Annotated in this window: 15 protein-coding genes, 1 tRNA gene and 1 other annotated feature (1 of these 17 running past the window's edge); all 16 genes read right to left on the bottom strand. The window is 53.8% G+C overall.

The features are described 5' to 3' along the window. Nucleotides 1-414: 414 nt before the first annotated feature. The 16 genes from FYJ64_RS03665 to rplJ all read right to left on the bottom strand — a co-directional run bounded on the left by FYJ64_RS03665 (nucleotide 415) and on the right by rplJ (nucleotide 21,380). Nucleotides 415-488, bottom strand: a tRNA-Gly gene (locus FYJ64_RS03665). Between the two features lie 35 nt (nucleotides 489-523). Then, complete coding sequence (locus FYJ64_RS03660) at nucleotides 524-1,762, bottom strand: pyridoxal phosphate-dependent aminotransferase (protein WP_154573886.1); 1,239 nt, start codon at nucleotides 1,760-1,762, stop codon at nucleotides 524-526. A 129-nt stretch (nucleotides 1,763-1,891) separates the two neighbouring features. Next, nucleotides 1,892-2,536, bottom strand: coding sequence for a tRNA (guanosine(46)-N7)-methyltransferase TrmB (gene trmB, locus FYJ64_RS03655; protein ID WP_154573885.1), 645 nt, complete (start codon nucleotides 2,534-2,536; stop codon nucleotides 1,892-1,894). Nucleotides 2,537-2,549: 13 nt separating this feature from the next. Further along, entirely contained in the window at nucleotides 2,550-3,350 is an 801-nt protein-coding gene (locus tag FYJ64_RS03650; protein ID WP_154573884.1) for an energy-coupling factor transporter transmembrane component T family protein, read from the bottom strand. Continuing rightward, complete coding sequence (locus FYJ64_RS03645; RefSeq protein ID WP_154573883.1) at nucleotides 3,347-4,210, bottom strand: energy-coupling factor transporter ATPase; 864 nt, start codon at nucleotides 4,208-4,210, stop codon at nucleotides 3,347-3,349. The genes FYJ64_RS03650 and FYJ64_RS03645 overlap by 4 nt, the downstream gene beginning before the upstream one ends. After that, nucleotides 4,195-5,034, bottom strand: a complete 840-nt coding sequence (locus tag FYJ64_RS03640; RefSeq protein WP_154573882.1) for an energy-coupling factor transporter ATPase — start codon at nucleotides 5,032-5,034, stop codon at nucleotides 4,195-4,197. The genes FYJ64_RS03645 and FYJ64_RS03640 overlap by 16 nt, the downstream gene beginning before the upstream one ends. 144 nt (nucleotides 5,035-5,178) lie before the next feature. Continuing rightward, nucleotides 5,179-6,129, bottom strand: coding sequence for a diacylglycerol/lipid kinase family protein (locus tag FYJ64_RS03635; protein WP_154573881.1), 951 nt, complete (start codon nucleotides 6,127-6,129; stop codon nucleotides 5,179-5,181). Between the two features lie 42 nt (nucleotides 6,130-6,171). After that, nucleotides 6,172-8,040 (bottom strand): ATP-dependent zinc metalloprotease FtsH, encoded by a 1,869-nt coding sequence (gene ftsH / locus FYJ64_RS03630; RefSeq protein ID WP_154573880.1) that lies wholly within the window; start codon nucleotides 8,038-8,040, stop codon nucleotides 6,172-6,174. Between the two features lie 96 nt (nucleotides 8,041-8,136). After that, nucleotides 8,137-9,330, bottom strand: a complete 1,194-nt coding sequence (gene tuf, locus FYJ64_RS03625; RefSeq protein ID WP_075712785.1) for an elongation factor Tu — start codon at nucleotides 9,328-9,330, stop codon at nucleotides 8,137-8,139. A gap of 15 nt (nucleotides 9,331-9,345) precedes the next feature. Next, complete coding sequence (gene fusA / locus FYJ64_RS03620; protein WP_154573879.1) at nucleotides 9,346-11,415, bottom strand: elongation factor G; 2,070 nt, start codon at nucleotides 11,413-11,415, stop codon at nucleotides 9,346-9,348. Nucleotides 11,416-11,430: 15 nt separating this feature from the next. Further along, the gene (rpsG, locus tag FYJ64_RS03615; RefSeq protein WP_075712787.1) at nucleotides 11,431-11,901 is read right to left on the bottom strand and encodes a 30S ribosomal protein S7; all 471 of its coding nucleotides are present in this window, start codon (nucleotides 11,899-11,901) and stop codon (nucleotides 11,431-11,433) included. A gap of 260 nt (nucleotides 11,902-12,161) precedes the next feature. Next, the gene (gene rpsL / locus FYJ64_RS03610) at nucleotides 12,162-12,578 is read right to left on the bottom strand and encodes a 30S ribosomal protein S12 (RefSeq protein WP_075712788.1); all 417 of its coding nucleotides are present in this window, start codon (nucleotides 12,576-12,578) and stop codon (nucleotides 12,162-12,164) included. Nucleotides 12,579-12,708: 130 nt separating this feature from the next. After that, nucleotides 12,709-16,533 carry a DNA-directed RNA polymerase subunit beta' gene (gene rpoC / locus FYJ64_RS03605; RefSeq protein ID WP_321040798.1) on the bottom strand — a complete coding sequence of 1,275 codons (3,825 nt, stop codon included), beginning with the start codon at nucleotides 16,531-16,533 and terminating at the stop codon, nucleotides 12,709-12,711. Between the two features lie 17 nt (nucleotides 16,534-16,550). Continuing rightward, on the bottom strand, nucleotides 16,551-20,222 hold the full coding sequence (gene rpoB / locus FYJ64_RS03600; protein ID WP_154573877.1) for a DNA-directed RNA polymerase subunit beta: 3,672 nt from the start codon (nucleotides 20,220-20,222) through the stop codon (nucleotides 16,551-16,553). Nucleotides 20,223-20,455: 233 nt separating this feature from the next. Further along, nucleotides 20,456-20,818, bottom strand: a complete 363-nt coding sequence (gene rplL, locus FYJ64_RS03595) for a 50S ribosomal protein L7/L12 (RefSeq protein WP_154573876.1) — start codon at nucleotides 20,816-20,818, stop codon at nucleotides 20,456-20,458. A gap of 52 nt (nucleotides 20,819-20,870) precedes the next feature. Further along, nucleotides 20,871-21,380, bottom strand: a complete 510-nt coding sequence (gene rplJ, locus FYJ64_RS03590; protein WP_154573875.1) for a 50S ribosomal protein L10 — start codon at nucleotides 21,378-21,380, stop codon at nucleotides 20,871-20,873. Nucleotides 21,381-21,438: 58 nt separating this feature from the next. Then, nucleotides 21,439-21,503: a sequence feature (ribosomal protein L10 leader region), on the bottom strand; it runs 56 nt beyond the window's last position.

Genomic DNA, 21,503 nt, shown 5'->3' with positions numbered 1-21,503 from the left:
AACTGAATACAGCAAAAGACCACTTGAGCTACGGTGCTACACTTGAATATTGTTTTAGTGTCCGGAAAACCGATCGAAAAGAATAGATGAATTCTACAGGAAACAAATCTTGCGGGATGCTCGGTAGGAGCCAGTGAAAACAGTCATTTTTTCAAAAAATAAAGAGGCTCTGAAATACTTAGAGTATCCTCCACCCCAACATATTTAACAGAGCCGGAATTACACGGGTTGCGTCTTCAATTGCCTTTCTCTCGCAACCCGCCGTCCTGCGCCTCCTCTTTCAGTCGGCTTGCACCGCTCGCTGCCCGTCAGTCCACCGGACTGACAGGCTTCACGCTCGCGCCCTTCCGGGTTCGATTCCCTTTTTTTCTGTTCCACGAAAAAAAGACATCCTTTTCGGGATGTCTTTTTTCGTGGAGCGGGCGAAGGGAATCGAACCCTCAACGCAAGCTTGGGAAGCTCGAATTTTACCACTAAACTACGCCCGCATATGCGGCCGGCGGAGCCGGCCAACGATATTATACTATCTTTTGTTCAAAACTTCAACTACTTTAGCTGGAATCCTGCGGCATTTCTCTTCTGAGATGGACGCCAGTGAGACGCGCAGACCCATGGCCAGCGGCACCAGGAAGATACCCTCCGCTTCCAGTTCACGGCTGGCTGAAGCCGGATCATCACAGGGGATCGATGCGAAGAATCCGCCGTCGTAAGGAAGGATCGGCAGACCTGCTCTTTCCGCTTCCTCTTCAAAGGCGCGGCCCCGTTTCAGAAGCATGTCGCGGATCTCCTTCCTTTCCTTTGTGACCCGATCCAGAAGATCCTTATCGGCGAAAATATTGGCGATAATGCTCTGGCCGACTCTGGGGCTGTTGGACCAGGACGCGCGGGAAGAAAACTCGCAGACACGGACGAACTCGTCCGCAATCTCCTCATTCGGTGCGAGGCAGATCATTGCTCCACACCGCAGTCCGTACAGAGTAAATGTCTTAGACATGCTGAAGGCCAGAATTGGAAGGACATTCGCAGGCAATTCCTCCAGATACGGAAGGAAGCTTCTGTATTCATCTTCATCCCCAGCAAAATCAATATACGCAGTGTCCACCAGCAGTGCAATACGCTTTTCCGGAGCCTGCGATGACAGGATGCTGATCACCTTCTGCCAGTCCGCATCAGTCAGCGAATATCCCGTCGGGTTCTGCGCCGGCGTATTCAGAATGATGATTAGACGGTCCTGCTCCTCCAGCATCTCTCCGACCCGTTTGCGGAAATCCTCTGCGTTAAAGCCGTAATTCTCATTAAAAAGGCGGAAGGTCGCAATGCTTCGTCCCTGCTCAGCCGCAATGGTTTTGTAGGGAGACCAGTGCCAGTCAGTCGTCAGAATCTGATCCCCCGGACAGGAATAGTTAGCGATAGTGTTCCGCAGCGATCCGGTGCCTCCCGGCGTTGCCACCGCGCGTACCTGCCCTTTGGGCTCGTAGCTCCTCAATGCCGCTCGTATCGCCGCCTTCCGGAATTCGGGCGTTCCCCCGATGGGCGCGTACTGGGCGTATTCCACCGGCTCCAGTCCCATGAACGTATCATCCACTGAAGAAAGCACCAGAAACTCTCCTTCATCATCCAGAAGCGCGCCGATAGTCGCGTTGATGACTTTGTCCTCACCGACATCCTCCGCCATCTCCCGGGCTCTGCGGCTGATGCCGAAGATCACGTCTTCCTTAGGAATGTTTCTGCCGTTCGCGGCGGCCATAATAAAATCTGACATAGCAATTTCCCCCTGCCTATGGTTTTCTTGTACTGATTCTGTTCTATTATATTCCAATCCGCATTGGTTTACAAGCGTTCAAACGCCTTTTCAGCGACAGTTCTGCCCTGCCATATCCGATTCATCCTATCAGGCTTTCTTCAAGCGCATGAAGTTGATGCTTTTGCCTGCGGCGGAGAATTTGTCCTCATACTCCGTTGTCACATACTCCGAAGGCGCCTTCGCGACGTGCAGATCTCTCGTCACCTCTTCCACGACGAAACAACCTTGTTTCAGTACCTGCTCAAGCGAATACTCGAACAGCCCGTCATTGTCGGTCTTGAACTCCAGGATTCCTCCCGGGCTGAGAACACGGGCATATTCCTTCAGTTTCTCACCGTAGGTAAGCCTCCGCTTGGCGTGGCGTTCCTTAGGCCACGGATCACTGAAATTCAGGAATATCCAGTCCACCTCTCCGTCCGCGAATATTTCGTCCAGAGAACGGATATACTGCAGCACAAAACGGACGTTCTCACTTCCCGTTTCTCTCTCCTTCTCCAGTGCGTGAAGCGCCACGCTTCTATGTCCTTCAAACCCCAGGAACATCCAATCAGGGTGTCGCTCAGACATTCTCGTGATGAACTGGCCCTTGCCGCATCCGATCTCTATGGCGAAAGGCCTGCTCCCCGCAAACTCTTCTCTCCACCGCCCTTTGTACTCGCCGGGGCTGTCAATGCAATACTGTCGGAAGGCCTCGATTTTGCTGTCGAGATCCTTTATCCTTCTCTGCCTCAATCTGTTTCCTCCGCTAAAACATAATGCGCATTCCTATGATAACTCCCAGGAACAAAAACATACCGGCCAGGCACAGCGCGTCCGCCCGCCCCATCTTCATTCCGTTCATCCTTGTTCTTCCCGCACCGCCCCGGTAACATCGGGCCTCCATCGCCATCGCGAGATCCTGCGCAATCCGGAAAGCGCTGACAAAGAGCGGAACCAGGATCGGAATCAGCGATTTCGCCCGGGCGAAAATGTTTCCGCTCTCAAAATCCGCGCCGCGAGCCTGCTGTGCCTTAATAATTTTGTCGGTTTCCTCCATCAATGTCGGTATGAACCGAAGAGCGATGGACATCATCATGGCTATCTCATGCGTGGCGACCCCGACTTTGTTCAACGGGCTCAGAAGACGTTCAATTCCATCCGTCAGGCTTATGGGCGTCGTCGTCAGAGTCAGCAGCGACGTGCCGATGATCAGCAGAATCAGACGAATACTCATGAACACCGCCGTATACAGGCCGTTATCCGTCACACGCAGCGGACCGATATGGTACAGCACCCTGCCGTCAATCATGAAAATATTCAGGCAGAAGGTGAAAATCAGGATAATCAGAATCGGCTTGAGCCCCCTCATGATGAACCCCGGCGGCACTCTGGAGATCCCGACGACCGCCGCCAGCACACCTGCGCAGACCGCAAATCCCGGGAAATCATTTACGATAAACAGCTCGATAATATACAGAACCGCCGCTGTTATTTTCACTCTGGGGTCCAGCCGGTGCACAAAGGACTGCGCCGGATAATACTGACCCAGTGTAATATCTCGGATCATTTCGCTTTGCTTCCTCTCAGATAATCATAAATCGACTCCTCCGCCTCCCGTAGCGTCAGCGCGCCGGTATCGACGTCGATTCCTCTCTCCTTCAGCTGAAACATCATTTCTGTCACCGGCGGCACGTCCAGCGCGATCGCCGCAAGCCGGTCCCTCTGACGGAATACCTCCTTCGGCGTTCCCACCGTGATCAGCTTGCCACGATCCATAACCATCACTTTATCTGAGAGTGCGGCCACATCCTCCATATTATGGGAAACAAAGAGGATGATATTCTGCTGTGATTCGTGTACCTTGCGGATCATCGCCATAATCTCGTCATGAGAGCCCGGATCAAGACCTGCAGTGGGTTCGTCCAGAATCAGCACCTGCGGCTTCATGGCTATGACGCCTGCGATGGCAACACGGCGTTTCTGCCCGCCGGAAAGCTCAAAGGGCGATCGCCCCGCCACTTCATCGTAGTCCAGTCCAACAAGTTCCAGCGCATCATGGACGCGTTCATCGACCTCGTCCTCCCTAAGCCCCAGATTTTTGGGACCGAAGGCCACATCCAGAGCGACGGTTTCCTCAAATAGCTGATATTCAGGATACTGAAAGACCAGACCGACTCTCCGCCGCACATCCCTCATGGAGATTCCCGGACGGGTAATGTCCGTTCCGCCGACGATGATTGTGCCTCCGCGGGGTTTCAGCAGCCCGTTCAGCTGCTGAAGCAGCGTGGATTTGCCGCTTCCCGTGTGTCCGATGATACCTGCCACCTCGCCGTCATAGATATCAAAATTGATATTGTCCAAAGCGACGGTCTCACTGGTCAGGCCTTCGTTATATATGTATGAAAGATTTCTTACCTGTATTGACATACAAACTCCACCATGTCCTCCGGCGTAATTACATCCTCCGGAACGTCAATTCCTCTGCTGCGCAGCATTGCTGCGATTTCAACCGCCACTGGCACGTCCAGACTGACCTCAAGCATTCGTTCCCGCCGGGAAAACACCTCAGCGGGAGTTCCGTCCAGGAGAACACTGCCTTTATCCATGATAATGACTCGATCCGCTCTCACCGCCTCGTCCATGAAATGAGTGATCAGGATCACGGTGATCCCTTCCTCATGCAGCTGCTGTATGATCTTCATGATGTCGCGCCGCCCCCGGGGATCCAGCATCGCAGTGGGCTCATCAAAGATAATGCATTTCGGGCGCATAGCGATGACGCCTGCGATGGCGACTCTCTGCTTCTGTCCGCCGGAAAGCTGATGGGGTGCTTTGTGCCGGTACTCGCCCATTCGCACGGACGACAAAGCCCTGTCCACCCGTTCCCGGATCAGGGACGGTTCCACTCCGAGATTCTCCGGGCCAAACGCCACATCATCCTCTACGATAGAGGAAACCAGCTGATTGTCCGGGTTCTGAAAGACCATGCCGGCGGTCTGCCTAACCTCCCATATATGCTCATCGTCGCGGGTATCCCATCCGTCTACAAGGACCGTTCCCTCCGTGGGAACAAAGAGTCCGTTCAGGTTCTTGGCCAGCGTGGATTTCCCGGATCCGTTGCGGCCGATGACAGCGACAAAACTTCCCTCTTCGATATCCAGGGTAACGCCGTCGATGGCGCGGACCGGCTCTCCGTTCTCTTCCTTCTCATATTCAAATATAAGATTTCTGATCTGTATTATACTGCTCATGTTACCTCCGGGCAGGCTGCGCATCCGCACGTTTTCTCTGTCTCTGCCCATAGATAATATATTATACTACAAAAAAGCCACGTCCCGCAAGATTTCAATTTTGCGGGACGTGCGAACGCGGTCACCTGCGGTGCTCCCGAATAATCATTCGCGATGCTCCGGGATAATCAGCCGCAGCGCGCTGGGGCAAATTTCAACCTCCAGCCCCGAAGTATCGGCAATCTCACCGTCCACACAGGTCAGAAAACTCTCACTGTCCTTCGGAACCAGGCGAACGCGGCGACATTTCTTTGTGATCAGAAGATCTCCGATATCCTTTCTCTCCAGATGCTTTCCCCGGGCGAAGTCCGGAAAAAAACGAAGGAACTGCCGCCGGCTCACATAATTGATGATGTTCAGATCCAGCATGCCGTCCACGAGACTTGCCTGGGGAGCAGACTTAATCCCGCCTCCGCAGTAGGAGCCGTTGCATACTGCGCAGAGGAGCATGCTGCCGTCGATGATTTTTTCGCCATCACCGTATACGGTGAGGCGGATGCCTTCCCTGCGCACAAACTTTTCAAACACAGCCAACATATACGCCGCGGAGCCGGCCAGAAACGGACGCTCCTTCAACTGCGCAGCTCTCGCCACCACATTGCAGTCGAATCCGTTGTTGATCATATTGACACAGAACCGATCAACGTTGATGCCGTCAATCCGGCCTCTGCACCGCAGCAGATCTATTTGCCGCGGTGTTCCCGTCAGCTGTGCCGCAACGCTGCGGAATGCTTTTTCCGGCGGCGAAAAATTCCGGATGGTATCGTTCCCCGTCCCGATGGGGATCATGCCGACAGAAATGTTCTGATAACCCGCGGCACCGTTAATCACCTCGTTAAGTGTGCCGTCGCCGCCGCAGGCGTAAAACCGAGCCTCCTCGCCCTTCAGTTCCGCCGCATAGCGGGCGGCGGTTCTCTCGGCGTCACCTCTCGCATTGGTCCGGTGGATCACCGCCTCTATCAGACGCAGCCTGGTTTCTCTCAGTATTTCCTGCCGCAGCGTTTCCAGTTCCTTTCCCTGCCCCGCGGCCGGGTTGATGATGAATATATGTTTCATATACTGTTCCTGATATCATTCGCTCCCGCGCCGTTTGCACCGTCATTCCTGCGGCGGCTCCGGAGACTCTGTGTTGCTCTTTCCCGATATGCTGTCCCTGTGAAGAATCTCCATGAATTCCTCTCCTGTGATCGTTTCCTTCTCATAGAGGAATTCGGCCAGCTCATCCAGCTTGTCTTTGTTGTCTCGGAGCATCTTCAGAGCCTTCTGATGCTGCTCCCGGATCACTTCCACGACGCGCTTGTCGATCTCCTCCTGAGTCGCGGCAGAGCAGGTCAGCGACGTATCCCCGCCGAGATACTGGTTATTCACCGTCTCCATCGCGACCATGCCGAATTCGTCGCTCATGCCGTATCGGGTGATCATGGCGCGCGCCAGGCGTGTAGCCTGTTCAATATCGTTAGACGCCCCTGTGGTGATGCGTCCGAACCTGACCTCCTCTGCGGCGCGTCCTGCAGTGAATGTGGCGATTTTGTTCTCCAGTTCTTCCTTGGACAGAAGATATTTATCTCCCTCGTCCACCTGCATCGTATAGCCAAGCGCTCCCGATGTTCTGGGAATAATGGTGATCTTCTGCACCGGTGCGGAATCAGTCTGAAGCGCTGCCAGCAGTGCGTGCCCGATTTCGTGATATGCGACAGTCCGCTTTTCATCGTCGGAGAGAATCGCGTTCTTCTTCTGGTATCCGGCGATGACGACCTCAATGCTCTCCTCCAGATCAGCCTCGCAGACTGTAGTCCGGTTGTCCCGGACAGCCCGCAGCGCCGCCTCGTTGATGATATTGGCCAGCTCCGCGCCGGAAGCTCCGGAGGCCATTCTGGCAACAGTATGAAAGTCCACGTCCTCCGCCAGGCGGACTTTCTTTCCGTGAACCTTCAGAATCGCTTCTCTTCCCGCCAGATCCGGCAGTTCTACAGGCACCCGGCGGTCGAATCTGCCCGGCCGCAGAAGCGCGGCGTCCAGAGATTCCGGACGGTTAGTCGCAGCCAGAATAATGACGCCGTTGTTGCTCTCAAATCCGTCCATTTCCGTCAGCAGCTGGTTCAGCGTCTGCTCCCGTTCATCGTTGGAGGCCAGCTGGTTTTCTCTCTTCTTTCCGATCGCGTCGATTTCATCGATGAACACGATGCAGGGCGCCTTCTCCTTGGCCTGTTTGAACAGATCTCTTACCTTGGATGCACCCATTCCCACGAACATCTCGACAAATTCAGATCCGCTGATGCTGAAGAACGGTACGTTCGCCTCGCCAGCCACAGCCTTCGCCAGCATGGTCTTTCCGGTTCCCGGCGGCCCTACCAGCAGAACGCCCTTGGGCATAGATGCGCCCACAGCAGTATACTTCTCTGGATTGTGGAGATATTCCACGATCTCCATCAGGTTCTCCTTCGCCTCGTCTTCTCCGGCCACATCGTCGAAGTGAATGCCCTCGGTGGACTGGACGTAAAGCTTGGCGTTGCTCTTGCCCATTCCAAACATCATGGAGCCCTGACCTCCTCCCGCCTTGTCCATCATTCGTTTGGACAGAACCTGTCCCAGCCAGAGGAAGATGATAATCGGCAGAATCCATCCCAGCAGAGAAATCAGCAGCGATGCGCTTCCGCTGTTCGTGATATTGGTGGTGAATTTCGCTCCGGACTTATACAGGCGCTCAGTCAGTCCTGCATCCCCCTCCATGGGTGTGGTGGAATAGTATTTACCGTTTTTGTCGGTGAAAATGATCTTGCTGCTCTGAATCTGGACCTGCTTAATCTCCCGGTCTTCCGTCATCTTCATGAACGTTCCATAGTCTACTTTGGTGATCTGGCTCTGCTGCATGGCCGGCAGAGCAAACATGTTGAACGCCAGTATCACGCAAAGGATCAGCAGATAATAAAATATCATCGGCCTTCTCGGCCTTTTGACTTCCTTCATTGGCGACATCTCCTATCTCGTTGCCGTTTCACTTATCACTCCGTTTAATACAACAAAAGACGCCCGTTGGAGCGTCTTTTGACTGGGTTCCATCTGTTACTCGATGATTTCGGTTACAACGCCGGAGCCTACGGTTCTTCCGCCTTCTCTGATAGCGAATCTCAGACCTTCCTCGATAGCGATCGGGGTGATCAGCTTGATCTCCATCACAACGTTATCTCCCGGCATGCACATCTCGGTTCCTTCCGGCAGCTTCAGGTCGCCCGTTACGTCCGTTGTTCTGAAGTAGAACTGCGGTCTGTATCCGTTGAAGAACGGCGTATGACGTCCGCCTTCTTCCTTCTTCAGTACGTACACCTGACCTTTGAACTGTGTGTGCGGGTGGATGCTTCCCGGTGCAGCCAGTACCTGTCCTCTTTCGATTTCGTTTCTCTGTACGCCTCTCAGCAGCGCTCCGATGTTGTCGCCCGTCTCTGCCTCGTCCAGAATCTTACGGAACATCTCTACGCCTGTGACGACTACCTTTCTCTTCTCATCAGACAGTCCGACGATTTCCACCTCGTCTCCGACCTTCAGCACGCCTCTCTCGACTCTTCCGGTCGCTACGGTTCCGCGTCCGGTGATGGAGAATACGTCCTCTACCGGCATCAGGAACGGCTTGTCGTTGTCTCTCTTCGGCTCAGGAATGTAGCTGTCTACTGCTTCCATCAGCTCGACGATCTTGTCTCCCCACTCTCCGGCAGGATCTTCCAGCGCTTTCAGCGCGGATCCTCTGATGATCGGCGTGTCGTCGCCCGGGAAGTCGTACTCGCTCAGCAGCTCTCTGACTTCCATCTCTACCAGATCCAGCAGCTCCTCATCGTCGACCATGTCACATTTGTTCAGGAATACGATGATGTAAGGAACGCCTACCTGTCTCGACAGCAGGATGTGCTCTCTGGTCTGCGGCATCGGTCCGTCCGTTGCAGCGACGACCAGGATCGCTCCGTCCATCTGAGCAGCTCCGGTGATCATGTTCTTTACGTAGTCCGCGTGTCCCGGGCAGTCTACGTGCGCGTAGTGTCTGTTCGGGGTCTCATATTCAACGTGTGCGGAGGAGATGGTGATTCCTCTTTCCTTCTCTTCCGGTGCTTTGTCAATCTGGTCGAACTCTACGTCCTCACCCAGACTGTATCTCTGATGCAGTACCTTGGTGATCGCAGCCGTCAGAGTAGTTTTTCCGTGGTCTACGTGACCGATGGTGCCGATATTGATATGCGGCTTGGTTCTCTCATATTTCTGTTTTGCCATTGTTATTCTCCTTTATTATTTGCTGCTGACCTTCTCTACCAGGCTGTCAGGCAGCTTCTCGAAGTGGTCGAACTGCATTACATAAATGCCCCGGCCCTGTGTTCTCGATCTCAGATCGGTAGCGTATCCGAACATCTCCGAAAGCGGTACCATTGCTCTGACCGCAACAGCTCCGTTGTTCATATCGGATCCCTCGATACGTCCCCGTCTTCCGGAAATGTCGCCGATGACATCTCCCATATATTCCTCCGGTACCGTGACTTCTACCTTGAAGACAGGCTCCAGCAGAACCGGCTTCGCCTTCTGCGCCGCTTCGCGGAACGCCATGGAGGCAGCAACCTTGAACGCCATCTCGGAGGAGTCAACCTCGTGGTAAGAACCGTCATACAGTTCTACGCCCACATCGACGACCTGATATCCCGCAACCGGTCCGACTTCCATCGCGGACTTGATTCCTTCCTCGATAGGTCCGATGTATTCCTTCGGAATCGCACCGCCGACAATCGAGTTGACGAATTCAAATCCTGAACCCGGCTCTCTCGGATAAACCTTGATCTTGACGTGACCGTACTGACCATGTCCTCCGGACTGCTTCGCATATTTGTGATCCACATCTGCGGTAGCCGTAATAGTTTCTTTGTACGATACCTGCGGTTTGCCCACGTTCGCCTCAACCTTGAACTCACGGAGCAGCCGGTCCACGATGATCTCCAGATGGAGCTCGCCCATGCCGGCGATAATTGTCTGTCCAGTATCTGCGTTGGTGTAGGTCTTGAACGTCGGATCCTCCTCCGCCAGCTTCGCCAGAGCAACACCCATCTTTTCCTGACCGGCCTTGGTCTTCGGCTCGATGGCGATCTCGATAACAGGATCCGGGAATTCCATGGACTCCAGGATTACCTCGTGATCCTCATCGCACAAAGTATCTCCCGTCGTGGTGTTCTTCAGTCCCACCGCCGCGGCGATGTCGCCGGAGTACACTCTGGAGATTTCCTGTCTCTTGTTGGCGTGCATCTGCAGGATACGTCCGACTCTCTCCTTCTGTCCCTTCGTGGAATTGTAGACGTAGGAGCCGGAATCCATCGTTCCGGAATAAACCCGGAAGAACGCCAGCTTACCGACATACGGGTCGGTCATGATCTTGAACGCCAGTGCAGAAAACGGCGCTTTGTCGTCGGAAGGTCTGTCGACCTCTTCTCCGGTATCCGGATCCACTCCCTTAATCGGCGGGATGTCGATCGGCGCCGGCATATAATCGACGATGCCGTCCAGCAGCATCTGGACGCCTTTGTTCTTATATGCGGAACCGCACATCACAGGCACCATCTCATTCGCGATCGTCTGCTTACGGATCGTCGCCTTGATCTCCTGCTCTGTCAGTTCTTCACCCTCCAGGAACTTCATCATAAGATCCTCGTCGCATTCCGCGACAGCTTCCAGCATCTTATCTCTCCACTCCTGGGCGAGTTCCAGCATATCATCCGGAATCGCCTCTTCGTCGATCTGGGTTCCCAGCTGGTCCTCATAAATTTCTGCCTTCATCGTAATCAGGTCGATGATCCCCTTAAAGGTCTCTTCCTTTCCGATCGGCAGCTGAACAGGCACAGCATTCGCCTTCAGCCTGTCCTTCACCATGTCAACGACGCGGAAGAAGTCTGCTCCCATGATGTCCATTTTGTTCACGAATATCATCCTGGGAACGCCATATCCCTCTGCCTGTCTCCAGACAGTTTCCGACTGCGGCTCTACGCCGCCCTTCGCGCAGAGAACGGTAACAGCGCCGTCCAGCACGCGGAGTGATCTCTCAACTTCAACGGTAAAATCTACGTGTCCCGGCGTATCAATGATATTGATACGGTTGCCCTTCCACTGGGCGGTCGTCGCAGCAGACGTGATGGTGATACCGCGCTCCTGCTCCTGCTCCATCCAGTCCATCTGGGAGGCTCCGTCATGAGTCTCACCGATCTTGTGGGTTTTCCCGGTGTAGAAAAGGATACGTTCTGTGGTAGTTGTCTTGCCCGCATCGATATGAGCCATGATTCCGATGTTTCTTGTTTTTTCAAGCGGAAATTCTCTACCTGCCATTGTTCCTCCGTTCCATTACCATCTGAAGTGCGCAAAAGCCTTGTTGGCCTCTGCCATCTTGTGGGTATCTTCCTTCTTCTTGACGGATGCGCCGGTGTTGTTCGCCGCGTCCATCAGCTCTTTCGCAAGACGGTCAGACATGGTTCTCTCACCTCTGAGTCTGGTGTACTTGGTCAGCCATCTCAAACCGAGAGTCTGTCTTCTTTCAGGTCTTACTTCGATCGGAACCTGGTAGTTCGCACCACCGATTCTTCTCGCTTTAACTTCTAATACCGGCATGATGTTATTCATTGCCTTCTCAAATACTTCCAGCGGCTCCTCGCCGGTCTTTTCTCTGATCGTATCGAATGCGTCATAGACGATCTTCTGGGCAACGCCCTTCTTTCCGTCGAGCATGATGCTGTTGATCAGCTTGGAGACCGTAACGCTGCCGTATACTGGATCCGGAAGTACTTCTCTTTTTGGTGTCTTACCTTTTCTTGGCACTTCTCTTCCCTCCTTGCCTGTGAATTTTCTAATTGCGCGACTGTCTTCGCCCGCAAACCGCGGGTTACTCTGCGCGGCCCGGCAATTAATGTGACCGCCCAGTCTGTCCGGGGGTACTCGACATCACTCCTTCGGATGCCGCGGTGCTCTTATATGGTACACGAATACAAACTATTCTGCAGTACATGCAGTCCCGTCGAAATATACGGCAGGACTTTAAGCGCACACTAAAGTTCCCATTTTCCTGAGTTCAGTCCGGTTTACTTTTTCTTAGGTCTCTTGGTTCCGTACTTGGAACGAGCCTGTCCTCTTTCAGCTACTCCGGCTGTATCGAGTGTTCCTCTGACGATGTGGTATCTGACGCCCGGGAGGTCTTTGACTCTTCCGCCTCTGATCAGAACGACACTGTGCTCCTGCAGATTGTGGCCAATCCCCGGAATGTATGCCGTCACTTCGATACCGTTGGTCAGACGTACTCTGGCAACCTTTCTAAGAGCGGAATTCGGCTTCTTAGGGGTAACTGTCTTGACGGAAGTGCAGACGCCTCTTTTCTGAGGGGAATTGTTGTCCGTAGCGGTGCGCTTCAGAGAATTCATTCCCTTGCCCAGGGCCGGTGCGTCGGACTTCTTGACAGAACTTGTTCTGCCCTGACGTACTAACTGATTAATAGTAGGCATTCGTTTCTCCTTTCTTCTGATATTTTATATTCACAGCCAAACTGACCCTGATACCTTTTTCAGGGTCAGAATGACCGCAACTACCGATTAGTTTATCATAACACCTCGCCGATTGCAACCGAATTTTCCATCAGTCGTCCATCTCAACAATTTCGGATTCCTCCGGAGTTTCCTCCGAGGGTGCCAGGAACTCGTCGCTGACGTATTCGTCCGCCACAGCGAAGCTGTCGTAGCGGGCCTCCGGCCGGTTGGAATCAAACCTGACGAACTCATCGTTTTCCGGTCTCCTGTCAAAGGATTCCATGTATTCCGTATTCTCGCCGTAATCGACTTTGATATTTTTATAGCGTTTCATACCGGTTCCGGCAGGGATCAGCTTACCGATGATGACGTTCTCTTTCAGTCCCTGCAGGTGGTCTCTCTTACCCTTGATAGCCGCATCGGTCAGAACACGCGTGGTCTCCTGGAAGGACGCTGCGGACAGGAAGGAGTTCGTCGCCAGTGACGCCTTTGTAATACCAAGAAGCAGCTGCTTGTAATTCGCAGGCGCTCCTCCGGCAGCCTCCGCTTCCGCGTTCGCTTCCTCAAGCTCGGTAATGCTGTACATGCCGCCCGGCAGCAGGTGGGTATCGCCTGAATCCTCTACCTTGTACTTGGACAGCATCTGGCTGACGATGATCTCAACGTGCTTGTCGTTAATATCTACACCCTGGTTCCTGTATACTCTCTGTACCTCCATCAGCAGGTAATCGTAAACGCCCTTGACGCCTTTCAGCCGGAAAATATCGTGAGGATTCAGCGGACCTCTGGTGATATTCTCTCCGGCTTCGATTTTCTCTCCGGGACGGACCACGATGGTGGCATTGTAAGGGACATCGTATTCCTTCGACTCCCCGGATTCCGCACCCAGAATCGTCACGCCGATCTTGCCGTTCGGCTTGTTCTCGACCTTCTGTACGGTGCCGTTCTCCTCGCAGATCTCTGCAAGACCCTTCGGTTTTCTGGCCTCAAACAGCTCCTCGACTCTCGGAAGACCCTGAGTGATGTCGGAACCTGCGACGCCTCCGGTATGGAAGGTTCTCATGGTCAGCTGTGTACCCGGCTCACCAATGGACTGTGCCGCGATGATTCCCACGGATTCGCCCAGATTGACTTTCTCGCCGGTAGCCAGGTTCCGTCCGTAGCATCTGGCGCAGACGCCGGTTTTGCTCTTGCAGGTCATCACCGAGCGGATCTTCACGGATTCGATTCCGCACGCCTCGATCTTCTTCGCCTGCTGATCGCTGATTTCCTCGCCGGCTGCAACGATGATCTCCTTCTCGTTCTCCGGATTCACGATGTCCTCGGCAGCTGTCCGTCCTTCAATTCTGTCCTGCAGACGCTCCAGAACTTCCTTTCCGTCCACGAATGCGGAGACTTCAACGCCGTCGGTGGTTCCGCAGTCCTCTTCTCTCACAATCACGTTGTGGGAGACGTCGACCAGTCGTCTGGTCAGGTACCCGGAGTCTGCGGTACGCAGCGCAGTATCCGCCAGCCCCTTACGGGCTCCGTTGGAGGAAATGAAGTATTCCAGAATGGAAAGTCCCTCACGGAAGTTGGCCTTAATCGGAATTTCTACGGTCTTACCGGTCGCGGTACCCATCAGTCCGCGCATTCCACCGATCTGCCGGATCTGGTTTTTACTTCCTCTGGCTCCGGAAGTTGCCATGATGTTCAGGTTGTTGTCCGGCTCCAGGGAATCCATCAGCGCGTCTCCGATGTCATCCGTAGCTTTGTTCCAGGTCTCCACCAGACGGTTCACACGTTCGTCGTTGGAGATCAGACCTCTGCGGTACGCCTTCTCATATTTGTCCACCTCAGCCTGAGCCGCATCGATGACCTCCCATTTCCCTTCCGGAATGGCCATGTCGTCGATTCCGATGGTGACGGCCGCTTTAGTGGAATATTTATATCCCATGGATTTGATGTAGTCAAGCATCAGCACGGTGCCGGTGTTCTCATGAACCTTGAAGCAGCGGTCGATGATATCGCCCAGCTTCTTCTTGCCGCAGAGCATGTTGATTTCCAGGCCGTATCTGTCTTTGCTGCGGTCAACAAAACCAAGGTCCTGCGGAATTCCCTGATTGTAGATGAACCGGCCGACGGTGGATTCCACCAGTTTCCCGGTGGTGTCACCCTCCAGGTACATTCTGACCCGGACCTTCGCGTGGATTTTCACGTTGCCGTTCTGATAGGCCATCAGCATTTCGTCGATATCTGTGAATACCTTGCCGTCGCCCTTTTCAGGGATTCGCTCAAATCCATTCTTCCGATTCGCCTCGACGATCTCCGGATCGCCGAATTCGTCCATCGTGTAGGAAACCTTTTCTTTGCCGTCGACAGTGACCACCTTCTTCGCTGTTCCCGGATAAGTCAGGTAGTACGCTCCCAGAATCATGTCCTGCGTCGGCGTGGTGATCGGCGAGCCGTCCTTCGGCGCCAGGATGTTGTTCACTGACAGCATCAGGAATCTGGCCTCTGCCTGCGCCTCAACGGAAAGCGGTACGTGAACCGCCATCTGGTCTCCGTCGAAGTCAGCGTTGAAAGCGGTGCAGGCAAGCGGATGCAGCTTGATGGCCTTGCCCTCGACCAACACCGGCTCGAACGCCTGGATGCCCAGTCTGTGCAGCGTCGGGGCACGGTTCAGCATAACCGGATGCTCCTTGATCACGCCTTCCAGCACATCCCAGACCTCCGGTCTCACCTTCTCGACCATGCGCTTCGCATTCTTGATATTATGGGCGTGACCCTGCTCAACCAGTTCCTTCATGATGAACGGTTTGAACAGCTCCAGCGCCATCTTCTTCGGCAGACCGCACTGATAGAATTTCAGCTCAGGTCCGACGACGATTACGGAACGGCCGGAATAGTCGACACGCTTGCCCAGCAGGTTCTGACGGAATCTGCCCTGCTTACCCTTCAGCATGTCGGACAGGGATTTCAGAGCCCTTCCTCCGGGTCCCGTGACAGGTCTTCCTCTTCTGCCGTTATCGATCAGAGAGTCTACCGCCTCCTGCAGCATTCTTTTCTCGTTTCTTACAATGATGTCCGGAGCGCCCAGCTCAAGCAGGCGGTTCAGACGGTTGTTCCGGTTGATGACTCTACGGTACAGATCGTTCAGGTCGGAGGTGGCGAAACGGCCGCCGTCCAGCTGCACCATCGGGCGCAGGTCGGGCGGAATAACCGGAACAACCTCCAGAATCATCCATTCCGGACGGTTTCCGGAAAGCCGCAATGCCTCCACGACCTCCAGGCGGCGGATGATGCGGACCTTCTTTTGTCCGGTGGAATTTTTCAGCTGCTCACGGAGTTTCGCGGAGAGCTCGTCCAGATCGATGCGCTCCAGGAGTTCGCGGATCGCCTCGGCGCCCATCGCCGCGCGGAATCCGTTTCCGTGCTGATCCTTCAGTTCTCTGTACTCCTGCTCAGAGAGGATCTGTTTCTCGACAAGTCCGGTTTCCTTCTCGTCTCCTGCGTCCAGTACGATGTAGGAGGCAAAATACAGAACCCTCTCCAGATTCCTGGGCGTAACGTCCAGAATCAGTCCCATCCGGGACGGAATTCCCTTGAAGTACCAGATGTGAGAGACAGGAGCCGCCAGCTTGATGTGCCCCATTCTCTCTCTTCTGACCTTGGCCTTTGTGACCTCAACGCCGCAGCGGTCGCAGATGATTCCTTTGTAGCGGATGCGCTTGTATTTACCACAGTGGCACTCCCAGTCCTTCATCGGTCCGAAGATCCGCTCGCAGAAGAGTCCGTCTGTTTCCGGCTTCAGGGTTCTGTAATTGATCGTCTCAGGCTTCTTGACTTCGCCGTAGGACCACTCCAGGATCTTTTCTGTCGAAGCAAGCTTAATCTGCAGCGATTCAAAATTGTTCAGTTCAAAATTCCCGCTGTTATTTTTGTTCTCAGGCACAGACTTACTCCCCTTTCCTACATTTCGTCATCGCCGGCAGGCATTTCCGGCGCAGCGTTCTCATTATCAGAAGAAGCTTCCGTGAATCCGCTTCCGAACAGCTTGTCCTCACTTTCCAGCTCCGATTTCATATTCATAATTCCGTCGATGGAATCGTTTCCTTCGTAATCCGACATCTCCTTCAGCTCGATCTCCCGATCGTCCTCCGACAGCACACGGATATCCAGCGCCAGGGACTGCAGTTCCTTGATCAGCACCTTGAAGGATTCCGGAATTCCCGGCTCCTGAATGTTCTCGCCCTTGACGATGGCTTCATACGTCTTGACGCGTCCGACGATGTCGTCCGACTTGACCGTCAGGATTTCCTGCAGCGTGTACGCAGCGCCGTAAGCCTCCAGCGCCCAGACTTCCATCTCTCCAAAACGCTGGCCGCCGAACTGAGCCTTTCCGCCCAGAGGCTGCTGCGTGACGAGGGAGTACGGTCCCGTACTTCTGGCGTGGATCTTGTCGTCAACCAGATGATGCAGCTTCAGCATGTACATGTATCCGACGGTAACAGGTTTATCAAAGAATTCACCGGTACGTCCGTCCCGGAGCATCAGTTTTCCGGTCTCAGAATATCCGCAGTCCACCAGGAGCTCCCGGATATCCTTTTCCGTCGCGCCATCGAATACAGGTGTGGAGATGTACCAGCCCTTTTTCTTGGCCGCCAGTCCCAGGTGAACCTCCAAAACCTGCCCGACATTCATTCGGGAAGGTACGCCCAGAGGGTTCAGCATGACCTGCAGAGCCTGTCCGTTCTCCATGAAAGGCATATCCTCCTCCGGAAGAATCCGGGAGATAACACCCTTGTTCCCGTGGCGTCCGGCCATCTTGTCTCCGACCTGGATCTTTCTCTTTGTCGCAATATAGCAACGTACCAGTTTGGTTACACCAGGCGGAAGTTCATCGCCGTTCTCTCTCGAGAACACACGAACCTCCACGACGATTCCCTGTTCGCCGTGAGGCACTCGCAGAGAGGTGTCTCTCACTTCTCTGGCCTTCTCGCCGAAAATCGCCCGCAGAAGGCGTTCCTCTGCACTCAGATCGTTTTCTCCCTTCGGAGTGACCTTTCCGACCAGAATATCAGTGGAGCTTACCTCCGCTCCGACGCGGATAATCCCTTCTTCGTCCAGGTCTCTCAGCGCGTCGTCGCCGACATTCGGAATATCGCGGGTAATCTCCTCCGGTCCCAGTTTGGTGTCTCTGGCATCGGACTCATATTCCACGATGTGAAGAGACGTCAGAACATCATTCATGATCAGTTTCTCGTTCAGGATGATTGCGTCCTCATAGTTGTAGCCTTCCCAGGTCATGAACCCGATCAGTAGATTCTTGCCCAGGGCGATTTCGCCCAGATCGGTGGACGGACCGTCCGCTATGACTTCGCCTTCTTCCACATGCTCGCCGTGGGAAACGATAGGCCGCTGGTTGATGCAGGTTCCCTGGTTGGATCTCTTGAACTTCAGCAGCTTGTATTCATCCAGGCCATTGTCGTCGTCCCGCCGTACGCGGATATGGTCCGCATCGACGAACTCGACGGTTCCTGCGCTTTTCGCCAGGATAACAACGCCGGAGTCTCTGGCCGCTTTGTATTCAATACCGGTACCGACGATAGGCGCCTCTGTCACGAGGAGTGGTACCGCCTGCCGCTGCATGTTGGATCCCATCAGCGCACGGTTCGCGTCGTCGTTCTCCAGGAACGGGATCATCGCCGTGGCGACGGAAACAACCTGCTTCGGAGAGACGTCCATCAGATCCGCCTCTTCCCGCGGGAACATGGCAATTTCTCCGCCGATGCCCCTGGCCGCGACCTTTTCGTTGACAAAGTGACCTTCCTCATCCAGCGGCTCGTTGGCCTGCGCAATGATCAGAAGTTCCTCCTCGTCTGCCGCGAAATAGCGGATCTCGTCAGTTACGATTCCTTTTTCTTTATCTACAATACGATACGGCGTCTCGATGAATCCGTACTCGTTGATGATGCCATACGTTGTGAGTGAGCCGATCAGACCAATGTTCGGACCTTCCGGCGTCTCAATCGGGCACATTCTGCCGTAATGAGACTGGTGAATATCTCTGACCTCGAACCCTGCCCTCTCTCTGGACAGACCTCCGGGTCCCAGCGCGGAAAGCCTTCTTTTGTGGGTCAGTTCTGCCAGCGGATTGTTCTGATCCATGAACTGCGACAGCTGGGAACTTCCGAAGAACTCCTTGATCGCTGCCGTTACCGGGCGGATGTTCATCAGCGCCTGAGGCGTTGACACCTCCATATCCTGAATGGTCATGCGCTCCTTCACCACGCGCTCCATTCTGGCAAGACCGATGCGGAACTGATTCTGCAGCAGCTCTCCCACCGTTCTCAGACGACGGTTGCCCAGATGGTCAATGTCATCCACATTTCCGATTCCGTAATTCAGGTTCAGAATATAGCTGATGGAAGCAATGATGTCCGGCATGATGATGTGCTTCGGCGAAAGTTCGTCCTTCCGTCTGACCAGCTCCTTCTCCAGCTCCTTCCCGGACAGTCCCTGCTCCAGGATCTCCTTGAGAACCGGATAATAGACCTTCTCCGGCAGCTTCAGTGCTTTCGCATCAACGTCCACATGCGCCGAAAGGTCGACAAACTGGTTTCCGATGATCTTCGTCTCGCTGGTCTCGTCAGTCCGGGCATATGCCATCACATACAGAACTCCCGCGTTTTCAATGGCTTTCCCCATCTCACGGGTAATTCTCTGTCCCTTTTCTGCGAGGATCTCACCGGTGTCGCTGATGACATCCATTGACGCGACAACGTCAACAAGACGGTTGGACAGGCCCAGCTTCTTGTTGTATTTATATCTCCCTACATGAGAAAGATCATATCTCTTGGGGTCATAGAACAAAGAATTCAAAAGTGACTTGGCGCTGTCCACGGTAGGCGGTTCGCCAGGTCTCAGTTTCTTGTAGATTTCTTTGAGTCCGCTCTCGTAATCGGTGGTCGTGTCCTTTTCCAGAGTCTTCATCAGCCTCGGATCTGCACCGAATGTATCGAGAATTTCCTCGTTGCTGCCCATTCCAAGCGCACGCAGAAGTGTGGTCATCGGCTGTTTTCTGGTACGGTCGACACGGACTGAGATGACCTCATTCGAATCCGTCTCGTACTCGATCCAGGCTCCGCGGTTCGGGATAAGCTGGGACGAATACAGCTTCGTTCCGGACTTGTCCGTTTCCACCGAGTAATACGGTCCCGGGGAACGTACCAGCTGCGTAACGATGACCCGTTCGGCGCCGTTGTAGATGAACGTACCCTTTTCAGTCATCAGCGGGAAATCGCCCATGAACACTTCCTGCTCCTTGACCTCACCGGTTTCGCGATTAACCAGACGTACCTTGACCTTAAGTGGAGCTGCGTACGTCACGTCTCTCTCCTTGCACTCCTCCTGCTCATACTTCGGAGGATCGTTCAGAGAATAATCGATGAACTCCAGGCTCAGGTTGCCGGCATAGTCCTTAATCGGTGAGATATCCTCAAAGACTTCCCGGAGACCTTCCCTGATGAACCAGTCGTAAGAACTCGTCTGGATATCAATCAGGTTCGGCATCTTGCCTACCTCATTGATTTTACCGAAAGACATACGTTCTTTTCTACCAACTTGGATTGGTTTTGGCATTCCTATCACTCCTTATTTCCTACTTCATTACATTCGCATGGCAGTCTAATATTATACTGCACTTTCGTCAAACGGTCAATAGTATAACAAAAAATAGCAGAAAAATGTCGGAAATTTTATTTGTTCCGGAATGCGAAAAAGACGCCGCACGGGCATCGGGAATGATGCTGCGCGCGGCGTCTCCTGCATACTATCCGGATTTTTCCGCGGCGGTACCGCGGAAGAAAAATCTCTTATTTTACCTCGACAGTAGCGCCGACTTCTTCCAGCTTCGCCTTGATCTCGTCGGCCTCTGCCTTCTCGATTCCTTCCTTGACATTCGCCGGAGCTCCGTCTACCAGAGCCTTCGCTTCCTTCAGACCCAGGCCGGTGATCTCTCTGACAGCCTTGATGACCTTGATCTTCTCTCCGCCGACTTCCGTCAGAGCAACGGTGAATTCCGTCTGCTCTTCCGCAGCGCCGCCTGCTGCCGCACCTGCAACCGCGACCGGAGCCGCAGCGGAAACGCCGAATTCTTCTTCACACGCTTTAACGAGTTCGTTCAGCTCGAGAACTGACATGTTCTTTATCGCTTCAATGATCTGATCCTTATCCATTATTTTTCTCCTTTACATTCATATTTAACATGCGTTTTGTATGCGATGTCGATTATTCAGCATCTGCCTCTGCCGGCTTCGCATCTGCGATAGCTGCCAGCGTTCTGACAAATTTGCCGACCGGTGACTGGATGCTGCCCATGAACTTGGCAATGAGCTCTTCCCTGGACGGAATGCTCGCGATCTGTTCGATGCCTTCTTTGTCATAGAAGGCTCCTTCTACAACGCCGGCCTTGAATTCCATCTTCTTGAAATCGTCGATGGCCTTCTTCAGGATCCGCGCGGGCGCCGTAGCGTCCGTCTTGCTGATCGCGATCGCGCTCGGTCCCTGCATCACCTCAGCCAGCTTTTCAAAATCTGTGCCTTCCACGGCTCTCTTCATCAGGGTATTTTTGTAAACGGTGTAATCCACATCCGCTTCGCGCATCATTTTTCTCATGGCGTCGGCTTCTGCGACAGTCGTTCCCATGTAGTCGATGATGACTGCTGACTGTGCGCCATCCAGCTTTTCTCTGATTTCATCGATGATGATCTGTTTCTGCTTTTTGGCTTCTTCAGACATTATTTCTCCTTTCTGGAATCAGTGCCCTCCGGCTCCTGATTCACGGATGGTCCGGTACTCTATAAAAAGCAAACCCTGCCTCGCAGACACGAGACAAGGTCAATATTCTTTATATTGTACCTC

This window comes from Hornefia butyriciproducens (assembly GCF_009695915.1).
Classification (GTDB): domain Bacteria; phylum Bacillota; class Clostridia; order Peptostreptococcales; family Anaerovoracaceae; genus Aminicella; species Aminicella butyriciproducens.
The sequence above is the reverse complement of the archived record's forward strand: the minus strand, read 5'-3'. Positions and strand labels throughout refer to the sequence as shown.